This is a genomic window from Brevibacillus daliensis (assembly GCF_021245735.1).
Classification (GTDB): Bacteria; Bacillota; Bacilli; order Brevibacillales; family Brevibacillaceae; genus Brevibacillus_B; species Brevibacillus_B daliensis.
The window spans coordinates 270,553-286,637 of sequence record NZ_JAJISB010000006.1; the positions used below are offsets into that span (position 1 = coordinate 270,553).

The 16,085-nt window shown below is 41.5% G+C and carries 13 protein-coding genes; 12 read left to right on the forward strand and 1 reads right to left on the reverse strand.

All coding sequences use genetic code 11. From position 1 onward, the window contains the following. The first annotated feature begins 93 nt into the window (after positions 1 to 93). The 6 genes from LM917_RS08955 to LM917_RS08980 all read left to right on the forward strand — a co-directional run bounded on the left by LM917_RS08955 (position 94) and on the right by LM917_RS08980 (position 6,464). The gene (locus LM917_RS08955) at positions 94 to 1,083 is read left to right on the forward strand and encodes a tripartite tricarboxylate transporter substrate binding protein (protein WP_232697180.1); all 990 of its coding nucleotides are present in this window, start codon (positions 94 to 96) and stop codon (positions 1,081 to 1,083) included. 170 nt (positions 1,084 to 1,253) lie between these two features. Next, positions 1,254 to 1,724, forward strand: a complete 471-nt coding sequence (locus LM917_RS08960) for a tripartite tricarboxylate transporter TctB family protein (protein WP_232697154.1) — start codon at positions 1,254 to 1,256, stop codon at positions 1,722 to 1,724. A 19-nt stretch (positions 1,725 to 1,743) separates the two neighbouring features. Then, complete coding sequence (locus LM917_RS08965; protein WP_232697155.1) at positions 1,744 to 3,270, forward strand: tripartite tricarboxylate transporter permease; 1,527 nt, start codon at positions 1,744 to 1,746, stop codon at positions 3,268 to 3,270. 295 nt (positions 3,271 to 3,565) lie between these two features. Continuing rightward, entirely contained in the window at positions 3,566 to 4,432 is an 867-nt protein-coding gene (locus LM917_RS08970; protein ID WP_232697156.1) for an AraC family transcriptional regulator, read from the forward strand. 165 nt (positions 4,433 to 4,597) lie between these two features. Beyond that, positions 4,598 to 5,737, forward strand: coding sequence for a trans-sulfuration enzyme family protein (locus LM917_RS08975; protein WP_232697157.1), 1,140 nt, complete (start codon positions 4,598 to 4,600; stop codon positions 5,735 to 5,737). A gap of 19 nt (positions 5,738 to 5,756) precedes the next feature. Further along, complete coding sequence (locus LM917_RS08980) at positions 5,757 to 6,464, forward strand: helix-turn-helix transcriptional regulator (RefSeq protein ID WP_232697158.1); 708 nt, start codon at positions 5,757 to 5,759, stop codon at positions 6,462 to 6,464. Positions 6,465 to 6,574: 110 nt separating this feature from the next. Here LM917_RS08980 and LM917_RS08985 read toward each other — a convergent pair whose 3' ends face one another. Continuing rightward, the gene (locus tag LM917_RS08985; protein ID WP_232697159.1) at positions 6,575 to 7,288 is read right to left on the reverse strand and encodes a hypothetical protein; all 714 of its coding nucleotides are present in this window, start codon (positions 7,286 to 7,288) and stop codon (positions 6,575 to 6,577) included. 182 nt (positions 7,289 to 7,470) lie between these two features. Between LM917_RS08985 and miaB the strand changes: the two genes are divergently transcribed. The 6 genes from miaB to mutL form a co-directional block, all read left to right on the forward strand. Further along, positions 7,471 to 8,985 carry a tRNA (N6-isopentenyl adenosine(37)-C2)-methylthiotransferase MiaB gene (gene miaB / locus LM917_RS08990; RefSeq protein ID WP_232697160.1) on the forward strand — a complete coding sequence of 505 codons (1,515 nt, stop codon included), beginning with the start codon at positions 7,471 to 7,473 and terminating at the stop codon, positions 8,983 to 8,985. A gap of 5 nt (positions 8,986 to 8,990) precedes the next feature. Continuing rightward, the gene (locus LM917_RS08995) at positions 8,991 to 9,443 is read left to right on the forward strand and encodes a YlbF/YmcA family competence regulator (protein ID WP_232697161.1); all 453 of its coding nucleotides are present in this window, start codon (positions 8,991 to 8,993) and stop codon (positions 9,441 to 9,443) included. Between the two features lie 109 nt (positions 9,444 to 9,552). Further along, entirely contained in the window at positions 9,553 to 10,116 is a 564-nt protein-coding gene (gene cotE, locus LM917_RS09000; RefSeq protein WP_232697162.1) for an outer spore coat protein CotE, read from the forward strand. 132 nt (positions 10,117 to 10,248) lie between these two features. After that, positions 10,249 to 11,565, forward strand: coding sequence for a putative amidoligase domain-containing protein (locus LM917_RS09005; protein ID WP_232697163.1), 1,317 nt, complete (start codon positions 10,249 to 10,251; stop codon positions 11,563 to 11,565). Between the two features lie 36 nt (positions 11,566 to 11,601). Continuing rightward, positions 11,602 to 14,277, forward strand: a complete 2,676-nt coding sequence (gene mutS / locus LM917_RS09010; RefSeq protein ID WP_232697164.1) for a DNA mismatch repair protein MutS — start codon at positions 11,602 to 11,604, stop codon at positions 14,275 to 14,277. Positions 14,278 to 14,322: 45 nt separating this feature from the next. Continuing rightward, the coding region (mutL, locus tag LM917_RS09015; RefSeq protein WP_232697165.1) for a DNA mismatch repair endonuclease MutL at positions 14,323 to 16,085 on the forward strand (1,763 nt) is incomplete at its 3' end.

Here is a 16,085-nt window from a genome sequence, read left to right on the forward strand (position 1 = left end):
AATTTAACACTGAAAGCGTTTCCAGAGTAGATAAAGGGGGATATTATTTTGAAACTGAAAAAGAGTTTGGTAATAACAGGTTTTGCGGCTATTATGGCACTTAGTCTAAGCGCCTGTGGAGGAGGAAATGGTGCTACAGGAAGTGGAACTGCTGCACCAGCAGGAAGCTCATATCCTGACAAGCCAATTGTAATGGTAGCACCGTCTGGAGCTGGTGGAGGCTGGGATAAAACAGCTCGTTCCGTCAGTAAAGTATTAGCAGAAACAAAACTTGTAGAAAAAGCAATGACAGTTGAAAACAAACCAGGTGGCGGCGGAGCGGTATTCCTAGCTGAGTATGCGAGTAAAGATAAAGGAAATGCATACAAACTGTTTGTAAGCTCTCCACCTATCCTAATTAATAACGACAAAAAAGAAGGTAACAGCCCGTTTGGATATCGCGATGTTACTCCACTTGCGCAATTGACAAAAGACTTTGGTGCAATCGTGGTTAAGGCAGATTCACCTTACAAAGATATAAATGAACTAATGGCAGCTATTAAACAAGATCCTTCAAAAATCACAGTAGCTGGTGGTTCTGCACCTGGTTCCATGGACCATTTGGTAGCAGTACTTCCTGCAGCTAAAGCAGGTATTGATCCAAAAACAGTAAAATACGTATCGTATGATGGTGGCGGCGAAGCGATAGCTGCACTATTGGGCGGTAATGCTGACGTAATTGGAACGGATGCATCCAGCGTAGGCGAATATTTGAAAGCTGGTCAAATCAGAATTCTAGGTATTGCTTCTCCAGAACGTTTGGGTGGGGTCTTGAAAGATATCCCTACTATAAAAGAACAAGGTATTGATGCAGAATTCCCTATCTGGCGTGGAGTTTTTGGTCCAGCTGATATGCCAGAAGATGCAAAAAAATACTGGAATGAAAAATTGAAAGCCTTGTCCGAAAATGAATCTTGGAAGAAAGAACTGCAAGCTAACGGATGGAAAAGCGAATATAAAGATGCTGACGGCTTCCAAGCCTTCTTAGATGAACAAGATAAAGTTGTAGTGGAGTTGTTAACCTCATTGGGAATGGCCAAATAAGAGAGGGGGGCTTTCCCCCTTTTCTTACTGTATCAGAGAGTGTAAACTTCAAAGGTTCACTTCCTGATACGCATGAAAAACATCCTCTAAGGAAGAACCAGCTTCTTCGATAGGACTTCGGTAGAAGTTTTTCTTATTTGGTTTGATATCTCAGGAAACGGAGGCGAATTATGAATAAAACCTTTGATCGTTATGGAAGTATCATTTTTGCAATCATAGGCGTATTTTTTATCGTAGAAAGTACGAAAATTTCGACAAGTGCCTATGGAAGCCAGGTAGGGCCAAATATTTTCCCAATGGGACTCGGGATTCTTTTGGTTTTATTAAGCTTACGCCTGTTTTATGAAACGCTCCGCTATACAGAAGCACCCAAAAAAGAAACTGGCACTTATCAAACTTATCAAACAAAACGTTTTGTCTTGATATTACTTTGTACAATCCTGTATGCCATTTTATTAGAATCTCTGGGATATGTAATTAGTACCTTCTTATTCTTACTTGCTTGTTTCAATTTGATTGAAAAAGGGAAATGGTGGCCACCAGTTATCGTAGCCGCTGCGTTCTCTGGTGGTGTCTATTTTGTCTATGTTGATCTGCTACAAGGGACGCTACCTGGTTTTCCTACATGGTTAGGCTTTTAAGAAAGGAGGATGATACGACATGGAAACATTAACTTATTTAGCAAGTGGTTTTGGAGTAGCACTACAGTGGCATAATCTGCTTTATGCATTGGTTGGAGTAATCATTGGTACAGCGGTCGGAGTATTACCAGGGATCGGTCCGATGAGTGGTGTGGCTTTGCTTATTCCTGTCACTTCTTCATTAACCTCTGGCCTTGGCCCTGAAGAGGCTGCAGCAAGTGCAATTATCTTATTGGCTGGTGTATATTATGGAGCAATGTATGGTGGGTCCACAACCTCAATTTTGCTTAATACACCAGGGGAATCATCCTCAGTAGTAACGACTTTAGACGGTTATCAAATGGCGAAACAAGGAAGAGCTGGTTCTGCTTTATCTATTGCGGCGATTGGTTCGTTCGTGGCTGGTATCGTTTCACTGATTGGACTAGTTTTTCTGGCGAAACCGTTATCTGATGTTGCCTTAAAATTTGGTCCTGCTGAATATTTTTCACTGATGGTCTTGGGCTTGTGTGCAGTAAGTGGTCTTGGTGGTAAATCAATGACGAAGGCACTCATCATGACAGTATTTGGACTACTATTGGCTACAATTGGTATGGACAACGTTTCAGGGGTGACCCGCTTTACGTATGAAATACCTGACTTATACCAAGGATTGGAGTTCCTGACAATAGCAGTAGGTTTATTCGCGCTAGGTGAGGTATTTAAAACCATTTGGGAAGGCGAATCCGATGCCAAATCTGATATTAAAGTAGGAAGAGTTCTCCCTACTAAACAAGATTTGAAACAGAGTGCGGCTCCCATTGCACGTGGTTCATTACTAGGCTTTTTTATCGGAGTATTACCAGGTGCTGGAGCTACCATTGCTTCTTTCTTCTCTTACATTTTGGAGGAAAAGTGGAGCAAGCATCCTGAAAAATTCGGTACGGGTGCAATTGAAGGCGTTGCAGGTCCTGAATCTGCGAACAATGCGGCTTCTGGTGGCGCAATGATTCCTTTGTTAACACTTGGTATTCCCGGTTCTGGTACAACAGCAATCCTGATGGGTGCATTATTGATGTACAATGTTCAACCGGGTCCACTATTGTTTAATGATCACCCTGAAATAGCTTGGGGTTTAATCGCTAGTATGTTTATCGGTAACGTAATGCTGTTGGTTTTGAACATGCCTTTAGTAAAAGTTTTTGCGAAAATTATTGAAACTCCTGTTCGCTACCTGCTTCCTTCCATTATTGGAATCTCGGTCTTCGGTGTCTATGCCGTTCAGGTAAGCCAGTTTGACTTATACTTATTGATTGCTTGTGGATTGGCTGGATATTTCTTGTCGAAGAATGATTTTCCGCTTGCACCACTTGTTCTTGGATTGGTACTTGGACCAATGATTGAAAACAACATGCGTCGTGCTTTAACCACTTCCAACGGGGATTATATGATCTTCTTGGAAAAACCGATTTCTCTTGCATTCCTGATCATTGCTGTTTTGTGGATCACGATTCCGTTAATTTTGAAAATGCGTGGCAAAAAAGTAATTGTAAGCGAGGAAGCATAATCAATTATTTTGGGCCACAAAAAATGAATCAACCATCCGTCTAGGCGGGTGGTTTTTTGTTTGATTAAGAAAAGCAAATTGTGTTGTAACTATAACAAAGCATTTTTAAAATCGACTAAACAGGAGAAAGTCATCAGCTATTGAATAAATGATGATGGCCATTACGTCCCTGCAAGAATTAGAACGTTATTGGGCTGTTACTAAATCATTACAACAATACTGTCAGGAGAAAGCTTTTATTGACCAGTAAAAAAGTTCAGTCAACATTAAGATAAATTCAAGGAGTGAGAGACATATGGGTTGGGTTGAATCGTTGCAAAAGGCAATTGACTACATGGAAAATAACTTATTGGATGAAATAAGCATTGAGAGTATAGCAAAGGAAGCGAATGTATCAGTTTTTCATTTTCAACGGATATTTATGGTATTAACTGATATCACTGTGGGAGATTATATTCGCAGAAGACGTCTTACCCTTGCTGCCCAAGAGCTAAGTCATTCCAATTGCAAAGTGATTGATCTTGCCTATAAATATGGCTATGAGACTCCCGAGGCTTTTACAAAGGCTTTTCGCCGTCAACACGGTATTACACCAAGCGAGGTGCGGAAATTTCAGGGAAAGCTGACATCTTATAACCGCCTGATGATCCAGGTGAATTTGAAAGGGGCAGAACCAATGAATTATCGAATTGTTGAAAGAGACGCATTTCAAGTAATAGGACTTAAAAGAGAGTATTCCACAGCAAACGGGGAGAATCATATAGGCATTCCGCAGTTCTGGAATGAAATAAATGCCAAGGGAACTGATCAGGAGCTATTCTCTTTGAATAACGGACAAATTAAAGGTGTACTGGGTGTTTGTGTCGATACGTCTTCGACAGGTTCTGAAACGATCATTGATTACTGGATCGCTACAGAGCATGTTGGTGAAGAGATTCCATCTACTTTTGAAAAAATGGAAATACCTGCCGCCAAATGGGCCGTTTTTGAAGTAATTGGTGCTATGCCTGATGCGATGCCAAAAGCATGGAAAAAAATCTTTTCAGAATGGTTCCCTTCTTCCCATTATAAACCTGCAAATTCGCCCCAGTTAGAGGTATATTCGGATGAGGACCCATTTAAACATGACCTATACTCAGAAATTTGGATTCCAGTAAAATAAGTAAAAACAGCTCACTCGACAATACTATTGTCAGTGAGCTGTTTTTTTGCTGAATCGGGTTCTCCATGATTACACTTTTTTTCTTGTATCAAAATTTTTATCATGATAAATTATTATTATCTCTATAATTATTTATTGTTACATGCTTCTAGGAGGGCAACTTGTATGAAATTCGGTTCGCAGCTTATTCATGGATATAGCAGTTTTTGCCCTAATACGGGGGCGTCTTCAACCCCAATTTTTCAAGCCTCTACGTATCATCAGCCTGACATCGATTGTAAAGGGAAATATGGATACAGCCGAATGGAAAACCCGACTAGGGAAGCATTGGAGGAAGCCATTGCTAACATGGAGGGCGGAAGCAATGGTTTTGCTTTCGCATCGGGAATGGCGGCGATTACCGCAGTTTTTATGCTGTTCGAACAAGGGGATCATCTTGTCATTTGTGAGGATGTATATGGGGGAACGTTTCAGCTAGCGACGAGGATTATGCCTAAATTTGGGATAGAAGCTACATTCGTTGACGCTACTGATCTTGATGCCATGGAAAAAGCAATTCGTCCTAATACAAAGGCGATTTATTTAGAAACGCCGTCTAATCCAACTTTACGCATTACGGATGTAAGAAAGGCTAGTACTCTTGCCAAAAAATACGACTTGCTTACGATCATTGATAATACTTTTATGACACCATATTACCAGCGCCCCTTTGAATTAGGCGCAGATATCATTATCCATAGTGCAACCAAGTTTATTAATGGACATAGTGATGTTGTTGCAGGACTTGTAGTTACCAAAACCAAGGAACTTGGAGAACAAGTGGGGTTTATACAAATTAATTGTGGTTCAGTCCTTGGTATTCAGGATTGCTGGTTAACACTTCGAGGGTTAAAAACCTTGAAAGCTCGCATGGATCATAGTGTAAAAAGCGCTGGGATTATTGCCGAGTGGTTATCAGAGAGACCTGAAGTAAAAAAGGTCTACTATCCAGGCTTAGAAACACATGAGGGATATGAGATTCATCAAGAACAAGCTTCATCTAGTGGTGCTGTACTCTCGTTTGATGTAGGAAGTAAAGAACAAGTGAAAAAGCTGTTTGATGCAGTCAAAATCGGGATTGTTGCTATTAGCCTGGGGGGAGTGGAATCGATTTATTCCTACCCAGCCCAAATGTCTCATGCCTCCATGACAAAAGAAGAACGTGATAAATTGGGCATTACAGAAGGGCTTATACGTCTTTCCGTTGGACTCGAGGATACTGAAGATATTTTGGATAATCTGGAGCAGGCATTTGCCCAATTTTAGTAGAAAGGGCGATTAATAGATGAATAGAGTTGAATCTTTTATCCCACTGGTCTCTTTCTTGGCAGGTGTACTAGGCAAGAATACAGAAGTTGTCTTACACGATTTGCGTACCCCTGACAACTCGATCGTCGCAATTGAAAACGGTCATGTGAGCGGAAGGAAGACTGGTGGACCGTTGACCGATCTTGTTTTGAAGGTAATACAAGATGGGTCGTATAAAGAAAAAGATTATCTTGTAAACTATATTTCTTATGTAAAAGGTAATAGGAGATGCCGGTCGTCCAGTTTTTTCATCAAGGATGAGGTGGGCGAAATTGTAGGCTTGCTCTGTATTAATATGGATGTATCAGCTTGGGAGCAAAGTAGGGAGCTTATTACCCAAATGATTTTTGGCTTTCAAGAAGAACAGGGTATTACTGAGAATCAGAAGGACCAGGAGAGTAACTCTAACAAAATATCTACACAATATTCTCAGCAGCATAATCAGGGAGTATTTGAGAACCTGCAAGAAACGGTTGAGGATGTACTCATTTCCATGATTGATAAAGTATTAGTTGAGTTCGACATTACACCAGAACGAATGAGCGTTGAGGAAAAGATGGAGGTCGTGCGCAGACTGCACGATCAAGGCTTATTCCTCTTAAAAGGTGGCGTGAACGAGCTATCGAAAAAGATGAAAGTGTCAGAAGCTACTGTATATCGCTACTTGAGCAAAGTGAAGGAATAGTTGGAGCTTATTAAATCATAATAAGCCAGTGTGTTCCGGTATTCAATCGGGGTCGCACTGGCTTATTTACCTGTATAAGATTATTCGATCAGATAGTAACAATTAATACCTCACAAGACCTCAAGTAATACACTATTCTTATATTCTTCCCAATCCCGCCCAATTTTTAATTGATCACCTTCTACTATGATGTCTATTTGTCCATGATGTGTACCTTCCTTCCTTTCATTTCCATCGTAAGGAACTAGCTCCACTGTTATTTGATAATCAACCCAGAACAAGTTCTTTTTAGGGTCATCTTGTTTAATTCGATCTATGGTAATGTCCTTAACTTTAATCTGATAGGAGGAATTTGCAGCTTGTGTGGCAATAAACGAATCCCGATTTCTCTGAAATAAAGACCAGCTTTTTTCTGTCAGAAATGGTTTCACATTATTATGAATTTTTTCAATATAAGCCATAAGCTTCTCGTTTGTATCAATTGTTGTTTGTTCGATTTCATACTGTGCTTTTTTGTAGGCGAGGAGATGCTTTTTTACCTGAGTTGTTGTGAAGGGGTTCATTGATTCATTAAATTGTGATGCCCATGCCAACAAAATAACGATTATGGCAATGAATATGTAATTGATTGGTTTTGATTTTTCTTCACGAAATACATACATCCCTATTATTAAATAAAAGAGTAGAAGGGCGCCCATCACGATAATGAGGAGAAACTGGGCAGATTTTTGTTCGGTTAGAGCTAGTACCACGGTAAGCAAGAGGAAGAGGGAAAAGATCACGTATTTCCAGCTAACGTATCTGTTGCCTTGTAAAAAATTCATAAAATCCTTCCTTTCTGCCAATGAGTATTACATGTATAGTGCGGAAATAAAAGGAAATCACTTCTATTATACTACTTCTATAAAGCTGAAGCACATTATTTTCTTTTAAAAGAAGAGAATGATTGTGCTATAATGATGTGATGTAAATAGAGTTATTAGTTTGGTAACGGGGTGAATGAATCATGACAGCGAAGCAAGAAGCGACACCGGACTTAAAATCCGTGAAGTCCGCAGATAAGAAAGAAAAAGATTACGGGAAGTATTTTCAAGCACCAAGTTTAAAAGATGCGAAAAAACGTGGGAAAGAAGAAATCTCCGTTCATTATGATTTTGCCATTCCTGAAGAGATGAAGGAAATCGGAAAGGGTCACCATTACCTGATCCGAACATTCGGTTGTCAAATGAACGAACACGATACGGAAACAATGGCTGGGATTCTTGAAGCTATGGGTTATACGGCTACAGAAGATGAGCTGGAAGCAAGTGTCGTTTTATTTAATACCTGTGCGATCCGCGAAGGTGCGGAAGACAAGGTATTTGGTGAGCTTGGTCATATGAAGCGGATCAAACGTAACAATCCGAACCTTATTCTTGGGTTGTGTGGCTGTATGTCACAAGAGGAAAAGGTCGTTAGCCGCGTACTAAAAACCTATGATCAGGTTGATATGATCTTTGGTACCCATAACATTCACAGACTTCCTGTATTACTTCGTGATGCAATGTTTAGCAAGGAGATCGTCGTGGAAGTATGGTCCAAAGAGGGCGACATCATTGAAAATATGCCAAAAACCAGAACAGGCGATACGAAAGCCTGGGTTAACATCATGTATGGTTGCGACAAATTCTGTACGTATTGTATCGTTCCTTACACACGAGGAAAAGAACGCAGTCGTTTACCTGAGGATGTAATAGCGGAAGTGCGTGAATTGGCTCGTCAAGGCTTTAAAGAAGTAATGCTACTTGGCCAAAACGTAAACGCTTATGGAAAAGATATCGAGGGTCGCAAATATGGCCTGGGTGATTTAATGGATGAGCTTAGAAAGATTGATATTCCGCGCATTCGTTTTACAACAAGCCACCCACGCGATTTTGATGATCATTTAATAGAAGTGCTGGCGAAGAGAGGTAATCTGGTTGAGCAGATTCATCTGCCTGTTCAATCCGGTAGCTCAGAAGTCCTAAAGAAAATGGCACGCAAATATACACGGGAGCATTACATGGAATTGGTGCGTAAAATTAAAGCAGCAATACCAGATGTGTCCCTTACAACGGATATCATTGTCGGTTTCCCTGGTGAAACAGAAGAACAATTCTTGGAAACCCTATCTCTGTTTAAAGAAGTAGAGTATGATTCCGCTTATACATTTATGTATTCCCCTCGTGAAGGAACTCCGGCAGCAGTGATGGCTGACAGTGTACCAGAGGAAGTGAAGAAATCTCGTTTACACCGTTTGATGGAAGTACAGAACGAAATTTCCTTGAAAAAACATCAGGAAATGCTAGGTCAAACGTATGAACTTCTAGTTGAAAGCGAAAGTCGCAAAAATTCAGAAGTGTTAATAGGTCGCACCCGAACTGGTAAACTTGTACATGTAAAAGCAGATAATTCTTTAATTGGAAAGCTTGTCCATGTTACAATTACAGATGCAAAAACGTTTACTCTCTACGGAGAACTAGTGACTAAAGTTGAGGTGTAATAGAGATGGGAGAAACACCGGTATATACAGATAATGAAATCTTAGAAAAAGCTCGTGAAGTTGCTAAAATGATTTCCCTAACTAAGGAAGTTGATTTTTATAAACGGGCAGAAGCGCAGATAAAAATGAATGATAATGTTCAGAATCTGATTGCAAGCCTAAAGGCAAAGCAGAAGCAGTTGGTTATGTTTGAAAGCATGAACAAGACTGATCTGGTGGTGAAGGTTCAGAAAGAATTTGATGAACTACAAGATCAGCTTGATTCCATTCCAATCGTTTCTGAATTTAAGCAATCCCAATCTGATGTAAACGATTTGTTGCAGTTAGTTACAAACGTAATCACCACTACCGTCTCCGAACGTATTATTTTAGATACAGGTGGAACCCCACTTTCTGGGGAGACAGGAAGCCCTAAAGTAGCTTCAGCGCATAATGATGAAACAGGCTGTGGGTGCTAACCAAGTAGCCTAACCAATAATTCTTGAAATAGCGGATCTTCAATCTTGCACCCTAGACAAATGACCTGCATACAAATGTACAGAAACGTTGTATGGAGGAGGTTACAAAATGTCTGGTACAGATAAAGATCTGCAATGCCGAGAACTGATAGCCAAAGCTGTATGCGGTAGAGGACATAGATTCTCGCAAGCGACACATACAATCGTACCTGCTCATACGCCATCGACCATTCTGGGATGCTGGATTATTAATAATAATTTTTCAGCAGAAAAAGTAGGAGAGTCGATCGTTGTCAGCGGTAAGTATGATGTCAATCTGTGGTATTCCTATGAAGGTAATACCCAGACAGAGGTTAGCAAAGAAACGGTCCGTTATTCTGTAGATGTTCCCCTGTCATATTTTGATAGCAACTGCAGAGGAGATTTAGAGATTCTTTGCCAGTGCATCGAGCAGCCTAAGTGCTGCAGAGCAGAAATCGAAGGAAGTTCTGTTCGTGTTAGAGTGGAGCAGGAGTATAGCGTAGAGGTTGTTGGCGAAACCAAAGTCTGCGTCGTTGTTTGCAATAGCTGCGACGATGATTATGACAAAGATGATTTCTCCGATGATTTTAGCGACTCCTCAGATGAATTCGAGCACTTTGATTCATCTAGCCTGCTAAATGATCTGGATTAATCAGCTAGATGTGTTAGAAGATGCCATCGGGTAGAAAGTTCCGATGGCTTTTTTCTGTTTGTGCGCAGGTAGCGTGCACCTCTTTCACTCTTTTTACATAGCGTGTAACAAGCGGGCAAAGGAGGTAGGCTTATGTCTATCGTCATGGTGAGTGAAGGGGCAGGGGAAAAGAGTAATACCTGGTATCATGAAGAGGCAAAAAAGCTTCTTTCACAAAAAAATAAGATGTATGCAATCCTGCGTTTACACGGCATTCCAGTTCATAATGAGGAGCAAACGGCTTCTTTTTCTAAGTATGAAATATGCCTGTTTCAGCATCACGTATTACGTATTAATAAAACCAAAGACAAGACTATCTGGATACATCAATCCGCTCGCACAATGGAGTCGACTACCAGAGACGAAGTAAGCAATACCATTGATGAATCAGAACGAAAAAAGATGGTTTCCTATGCGATTCGCGCCTTATATTCATTGGGATTAGAGTATGGAACGATTTATATAGGCGTCCACTCTAAAAATCGGATGTATGTCATGGATTGCCTGGCAGATTTGCCCGAGGATGATCAATTGCATGCAAGTTTAGATTCAGCCAGAGTGAAATTGGAACAACAGATAATGTTAGATAAAATTGCTGCTCCAACTGTTATGTTGGGGGCTGACCCTGAATTTGCTCTGCAAGATGAAGAGGGTAACATGGCGATTGCTTCTCATTATCTGATGAAAGTAGGCAGAGTCGGATATGACGGAGCAAGACTACGAAACGATCCACTCTCCAATCAGCATCCATTAGTGGAGGTACGACCAGATCCATCTATTTACCCGGAGGAAGTGTTTCTTAATATATATAAAGCTCTTCGTTTAGCCCAACGAAAAATGAGTCATTTGAAGTGGTTAGCAGGCGGGATGCCTTTTGATGGATATCCCATCGGGGGTCATGTGCATTTTAGCGGCACTCCCTTACATTTTGGTCTATTGCATAAGCTGGATACTTACTTATGTCTACCATTAGCATTGCTAGAAGACGAGAGATGTATAAAAAGACGCCCACGTTATGGGTTTTTGGGAGATTTTCGTGAGCAGGATTACGGTGGCTTTGAGTATCGGACTCTGCCTAGCTGGCTGATCTCTCCACGAATCGCTAAGGGAGTTCTTTCCCTGGCAAAAATTATTGCAGAAAGCCAATACCTGTTGAAAAAGGAAGCAACGAGAGATATTACTGTACAGCTTGCTTTTTATCGGGGAGAAAAAGAGAAGCTACGCATGATTGTGCGTGAGCTGTATCAGGAAATTATAAAATTACCGATGTATAAAAAGTATCGTCAGTTCATTACACCATTTTTTCACAGCGTGTTCACAGAAGGTGAATGGCAGGCCAATTCGGATATAAAAGAGATGTGGAAGCTTCCACCATCTTCACCTCAACAGGATGGAGGAAGCGTGTTATAATGGAAAATATGATTACGGGATTTAGGAGTAGAATAAATGGCAAATTACACCCCCATGATACAACAATATTTAGAGATTAAGCGTCAATATACCGATGCTTTTTTGTTTTTTCGTCTTGGAGATTTTTATGAGCTTTTCTTTGAAGATGCTGTGCTGGCATCCAGAGAATTGGAAATAACCTTAACGGGTAGAGAAGGCGGAGGAGAGGAACGAATCCCTATGTGTGGGGTTCCCCATCATTCTGCTGAAAACTATATCTCTCAATTGTTACAAAAAGGCTTTAAAGTAGCGATTTGTGAACAAGTGGAAGATCCTAAAGTGGCAAAGGGAGTTGTCAAGCGAGAAGTAACTCGGATGATTACACCTGGAACCATGATTGAAGGAAAATGGTTACATGATAAAGAGAACAATTATTTAGTAGCGATTACTGCAGTTGCAGGCAAAGCAGCCATTGCTGCATGTGATTTAAGCACAGGTGAAATGTATGTAACTGCACTCTCTACTATGTATCGTGCAATGGAAGAGGCGATGCAATATCGTCCAAGTGAGTTATTGCTTTGTGACATTGCCACCGATGAGTTGAAGGGAAAAGGGCTCCCTCCCCATATGCCAGTAACCAGTCTTGCTCACAATGAAGTAAATCATTTGGCTGTAGATGAACAATATCAGGAGCAAGCTGGCTCATTAGAGGAGGCATCTCGATTAGCAATCAATGCCTTGCTCCAATATGTTGGGCAGACTCAGAAGAGAGCGCTCTCCCATATGCGCACGTTGAATTGCTATGTGGCTGATGAGTTTTTACAGATGGACCCATTCTCCCGACGCAATCTGGAATTAACGGAAACCATTCGTGATAAATCGAAAAAAGGTTCATTGCTTTGGTTACTGGACAAAACGGAAACAGCAATGGGTGGACGCCTGTTGCGACGATGGATTGAACGACCATTAATGAACAGACAGGAAATCGAGCGACGTTATGATGCGGTGCAGGCTCTCCAAGCGGATATGCTCCTACGTTCGGATGTGCGTGTGGCATTGGATCATGTGTATGATTTGGAGCGATTGGCTGGTCGTATTTCATACGGGAATGCGAATGCAAGAGATCTGGTACAATTACGTCATTCTTTAGAAGCGATCCCTAAGCTTAGAAAAATGCTACTTGCCACAGAGGAAGCAGCGCTAATAGAAGTGGCGGAAGAAATGGATGATTGTCAGGAGGTCGCTCAGTTTCTGACAGAAACCCTCGTAGAAGAGCCACCGCTCTCCGTTAGAGAAGGTGGTTTGATAAAAGAGGGCTATGATGAATATCTGGACAAGCTACGACTGGCAAGCAGAGAAGGAAAAATCTGGATTGCTCAATTGGAACAGGCTGAACGGCAGATAACAGGAATACGTTCGTTAAAAGTAGGCTTTAATAAGGTTTTTGGGTACTATATCGAAGTTTCCAAAGCGAACCTGGCTCATCTTCCCGAGGGAAGGTATGAGCGGAAACAGACGCTGACTAATGCAGAACGATATGTAACGCCAGAATTGAAGGAAAAAGAGGCACTTATCCTTGAAGCGGAAGAAAAGCTGGTTGAGCTGGAGTATCAGTTGTTTACCAACATTCGTCTGGAAGTAGCCAATCATATTCCACGGATTCAGGAATTAGCAGAGCGAGTAGCTCGAATTGATGCACTGCAATCCTTTGCGACTGTAGGAGAAGAGCGTAGATTCGTACGTCCTACGATTACAGATGAAGGTGACATGCGCATTCTTGATGGTCGCCATGCTGTGGTTGAAGCTGTACTAGACCAGGAAAAATACGTAGCGAACGATATTTATATGAATCAGGAAGAACGCAATATCTTGCTGATTACAGGACCCAATATGGCGGGGAAAAGTACTTACATGCGCCAGATGGCTTTAATTGCCGTTATTGCACAAATCGGTTGCTTTGTACCAGCTAGAGAGGCTCATATCAGTCTGATTGATCAAATTTTTACCCGCATCGGTGCTGCCGATGATTTAGTTGGGGGATTCAGTACCTTCATGGTGGAGATGTTAGAAACCCGCAACGCACTGGTAAAAGCGACTCCGCGCAGTCTGATTCTATTAGATGAAATTGGTCGGGGAACCTCAACCTATGATGGAATGGCGTTAGCCCAGGCTGTTATTGAATATATACAAGAGCATATTGGTGCAAAAACTTTGTTTTCAACCCATTATCATGAGCTGACTGATCTGGATAAGAAACTCAAGGGCGTCATTAATGTACACGCTCGTTGTGAAGAACGAGATGGTAAGCTCCTTTTCCTTCACAAGATCGAAGAAGGGAAAGCGGATAAAAGCTATGGTATTCATGTAGCTGAATTGGCTGAAATGCCAATTGAAGTGATAAGCCGTGCGCGTGAGATTTTGTCAGGGTTGGAGGGCAAGGAACGTGAGCCACAGCCTGAACAGCTTTCTCTTGAAATCTTGTGGGGACAGGAAGAAGGTAGTCCTGTATTACAAAAAGATCGGAAAGATGCCGCACCAGTTCGTGAAGAAAACGCAAGCAAAGAGGTAGAACCAGTTCATGAAGAAACCCGAATAGTTGAGTCTATTCAAGTGCATTCAGACGAAATGGATGTCATCTTAGAACTGAAAGATCTGGATTTAAATCAAATGACGCCTCTACAAGCGTTGATTCAGCTCTCTGAATGGAACTCTCGCTTGCGTAAGAAAAAGTAACGAAGCCACTGAAAAGAAATAGTACGCACAAAAGGAGGAGTAACCATGGGATATATTCAGATACTTGATCACCACCTAAGCAACATGATTGCTGCCGGGGAAGTAGTTGAGCGGCCTGCCTCCGTTGTGAAGGAATTAGTGGAAAATGCGATTGATGCTGAAGCTAAAAAGATTGAAGTTCATATTGAAGATGGCGGACTAGCAACCATTCGTATCGTGGACGATGGGATCGGAATGGACAGAGAGGACTCGGTTCAAGCATTTGAACGACATGCCACCAGCAAGATCAAAAAAGCAAGAGACTTGTTCCATATCAGGTCTCTTGGTTTTCGAGGAGAAGCTTTGCCTTCGATTGCTTCTGTCTCCCGATTAGAACTATTGAGTTCACAGGATAGTGGTCAAGTTGGTACGAGGGTCTTCATGGATGGTGGTCAGGTCAAAAGTACTGAGGATCATGCAAGGGTAAAAGGAACAGAAATCATCGTACGCGACCTTTTTTTCAATACGCCAGCACGCTTGAAGTACATGCGTTCCATTTCTACGGAAGTGGGCCATATCTCCGATTATGTGAACAGACTGGCACTTACCTATCCGAACATTTCCTTCACCCTTTCCCATAACGGGAAAACTTTGTTATCAACATCGGGTGATGGAAAGCTGCTGCACGTTATGGCAGCGATTTACGGTGTACAAGTAGCCAAAATGCTGTTGCCATTTGAGGGAGAGAATTTAGATTTTCGTTGGCATGGACTTTTGTCAAAAACGGAGATTACCAGGGCAAATCGTTCCTATATTACTACACTGGTAAATGGTCGATATGTGCGTAATTATGCGCTCTCTCAGGCTGTTATGCGTGGATATCATACTCTACTACCAATAGGCCGATTTCCTATAGCAGTTTTACATCTAGAGATGGACCCGATTTTAGTAGATGTGAACGTGCATCCAGCCAAGCTAGAGGTTAGATTTAGTAAAGAAAAAGAACTGGCCGGAACGATTGAAAACGCTGTGAAACAGACTCTTCAACAAGGGTTAGGCATTTTTCAACCGATGAAGGTTGCGTCTTCAAAACCGAAAATACTGATGCAAAAACCTTATCAGCCCCAATTTGACTTGGGAGGACGTTCGGAGAGAACTTTATTTTCTAGTGATAGCGAGGGCGATGTTGGACTTACAGCATTTGATAAACCAGGTCTATCACACACGCCATCTACCTCTGTTATTCGTGAAACGATAGAAAACATAGATGAAAAGAGCCCAGAATTGATAAAAGAAGGGCAAACATATGAGTCAACACAAACGATGACGCAATGGAAGCCTTCAACAGATAATGAGCGTGTTTTTTTTGCTAGGGAAACACCTGGTGAAAAAGAAGGTAGAGTACTGAGTGATGATAGAGAAGATGAATTTGGAACAAATAAAATGACTGAGGAACTAGATTCCAATGTTCAGTCATCTGATGTTTTGTCTGAGGTTTCCAGTTCAAATTGGGATGATACGGAGATAAACGTTGGCGCAGTTGAGGGTCAGCAAGACAACAAGGAACTGCCACATCAAGTAATCGATTCGACACTACATGATGAAAGTCAACCGGAGCTAACTGAAGACCAACAGCAAGGTGTACCGATGTTTTATCCAATCGGTCAGGTTCATGGAACATACATTATTGCTCAGAATGATACTGGTATGTATTTGATAGATCAACACGCAGCGCAGGAACGGATTTTTTACGAATACTTCATGCGTAAACTAGAAGAAGCCGATATATCTAGCCAAATGCTGCTTTTCCCTCATACCGTGGAGTGTAC

What these genes read in the sequence shown, in the direction of transcription:
- LM917_RS08955 (WP_232697180.1), top strand. Translation starts at nt 94, where the DNA reads ATGGCACTTAGTCTAAGCGCCTGTGGAGGAGGAAATGGTGCTACAGGA.
- LM917_RS08960 (WP_232697154.1), top strand. Translation starts at nt 1,254, where the DNA reads ATGAATAAAACCTTTGATCGTTATGGAAGTATCATTTTTGCAATCATA.
- cotE (WP_232697162.1), top strand. Translation starts at nt 9,553, where the DNA reads ATGTCTGGTACAGATAAAGATCTGCAATGCCGAGAACTGATAGCCAAA.
- LM917_RS08975 (WP_232697157.1), top strand. Translation starts at nt 4,598, where the DNA reads ATGAAATTCGGTTCGCAGCTTATTCATGGATATAGCAGTTTTTGCCCT.
- LM917_RS09005 (WP_232697163.1), top strand. Translation starts at nt 10,249, where the DNA reads ATGTCTATCGTCATGGTGAGTGAAGGGGCAGGGGAAAAGAGTAATACC.
- LM917_RS08995 (WP_232697161.1), top strand. Translation starts at nt 8,991, where the DNA reads ATGGGAGAAACACCGGTATATACAGATAATGAAATCTTAGAAAAAGCT.
- LM917_RS08980 (WP_232697158.1), top strand. Translation starts at nt 5,757, where the DNA reads ATGAATAGAGTTGAATCTTTTATCCCACTGGTCTCTTTCTTGGCAGGT.
- LM917_RS08970 (WP_232697156.1), top strand. Translation starts at nt 3,566, where the DNA reads ATGGGTTGGGTTGAATCGTTGCAAAAGGCAATTGACTACATGGAAAAT.
- LM917_RS08965 (WP_232697155.1), top strand. Translation starts at nt 1,744, where the DNA reads ATGGAAACATTAACTTATTTAGCAAGTGGTTTTGGAGTAGCACTACAG.
- miaB (WP_232697160.1), top strand. Translation starts at nt 7,471, where the DNA reads ATGACAGCGAAGCAAGAAGCGACACCGGACTTAAAATCCGTGAAGTCC.
- LM917_RS08985 (WP_232697159.1), bottom strand. Translation starts at nt 7,288, where the DNA reads ATGAATTTTTTACAAGGCAACAGATACGTTAGCTGGAAATACGTGATC.
- mutS (WP_232697164.1), top strand. Translation starts at nt 11,602, where the DNA reads ATGGCAAATTACACCCCCATGATACAACAATATTTAGAGATTAAGCGT.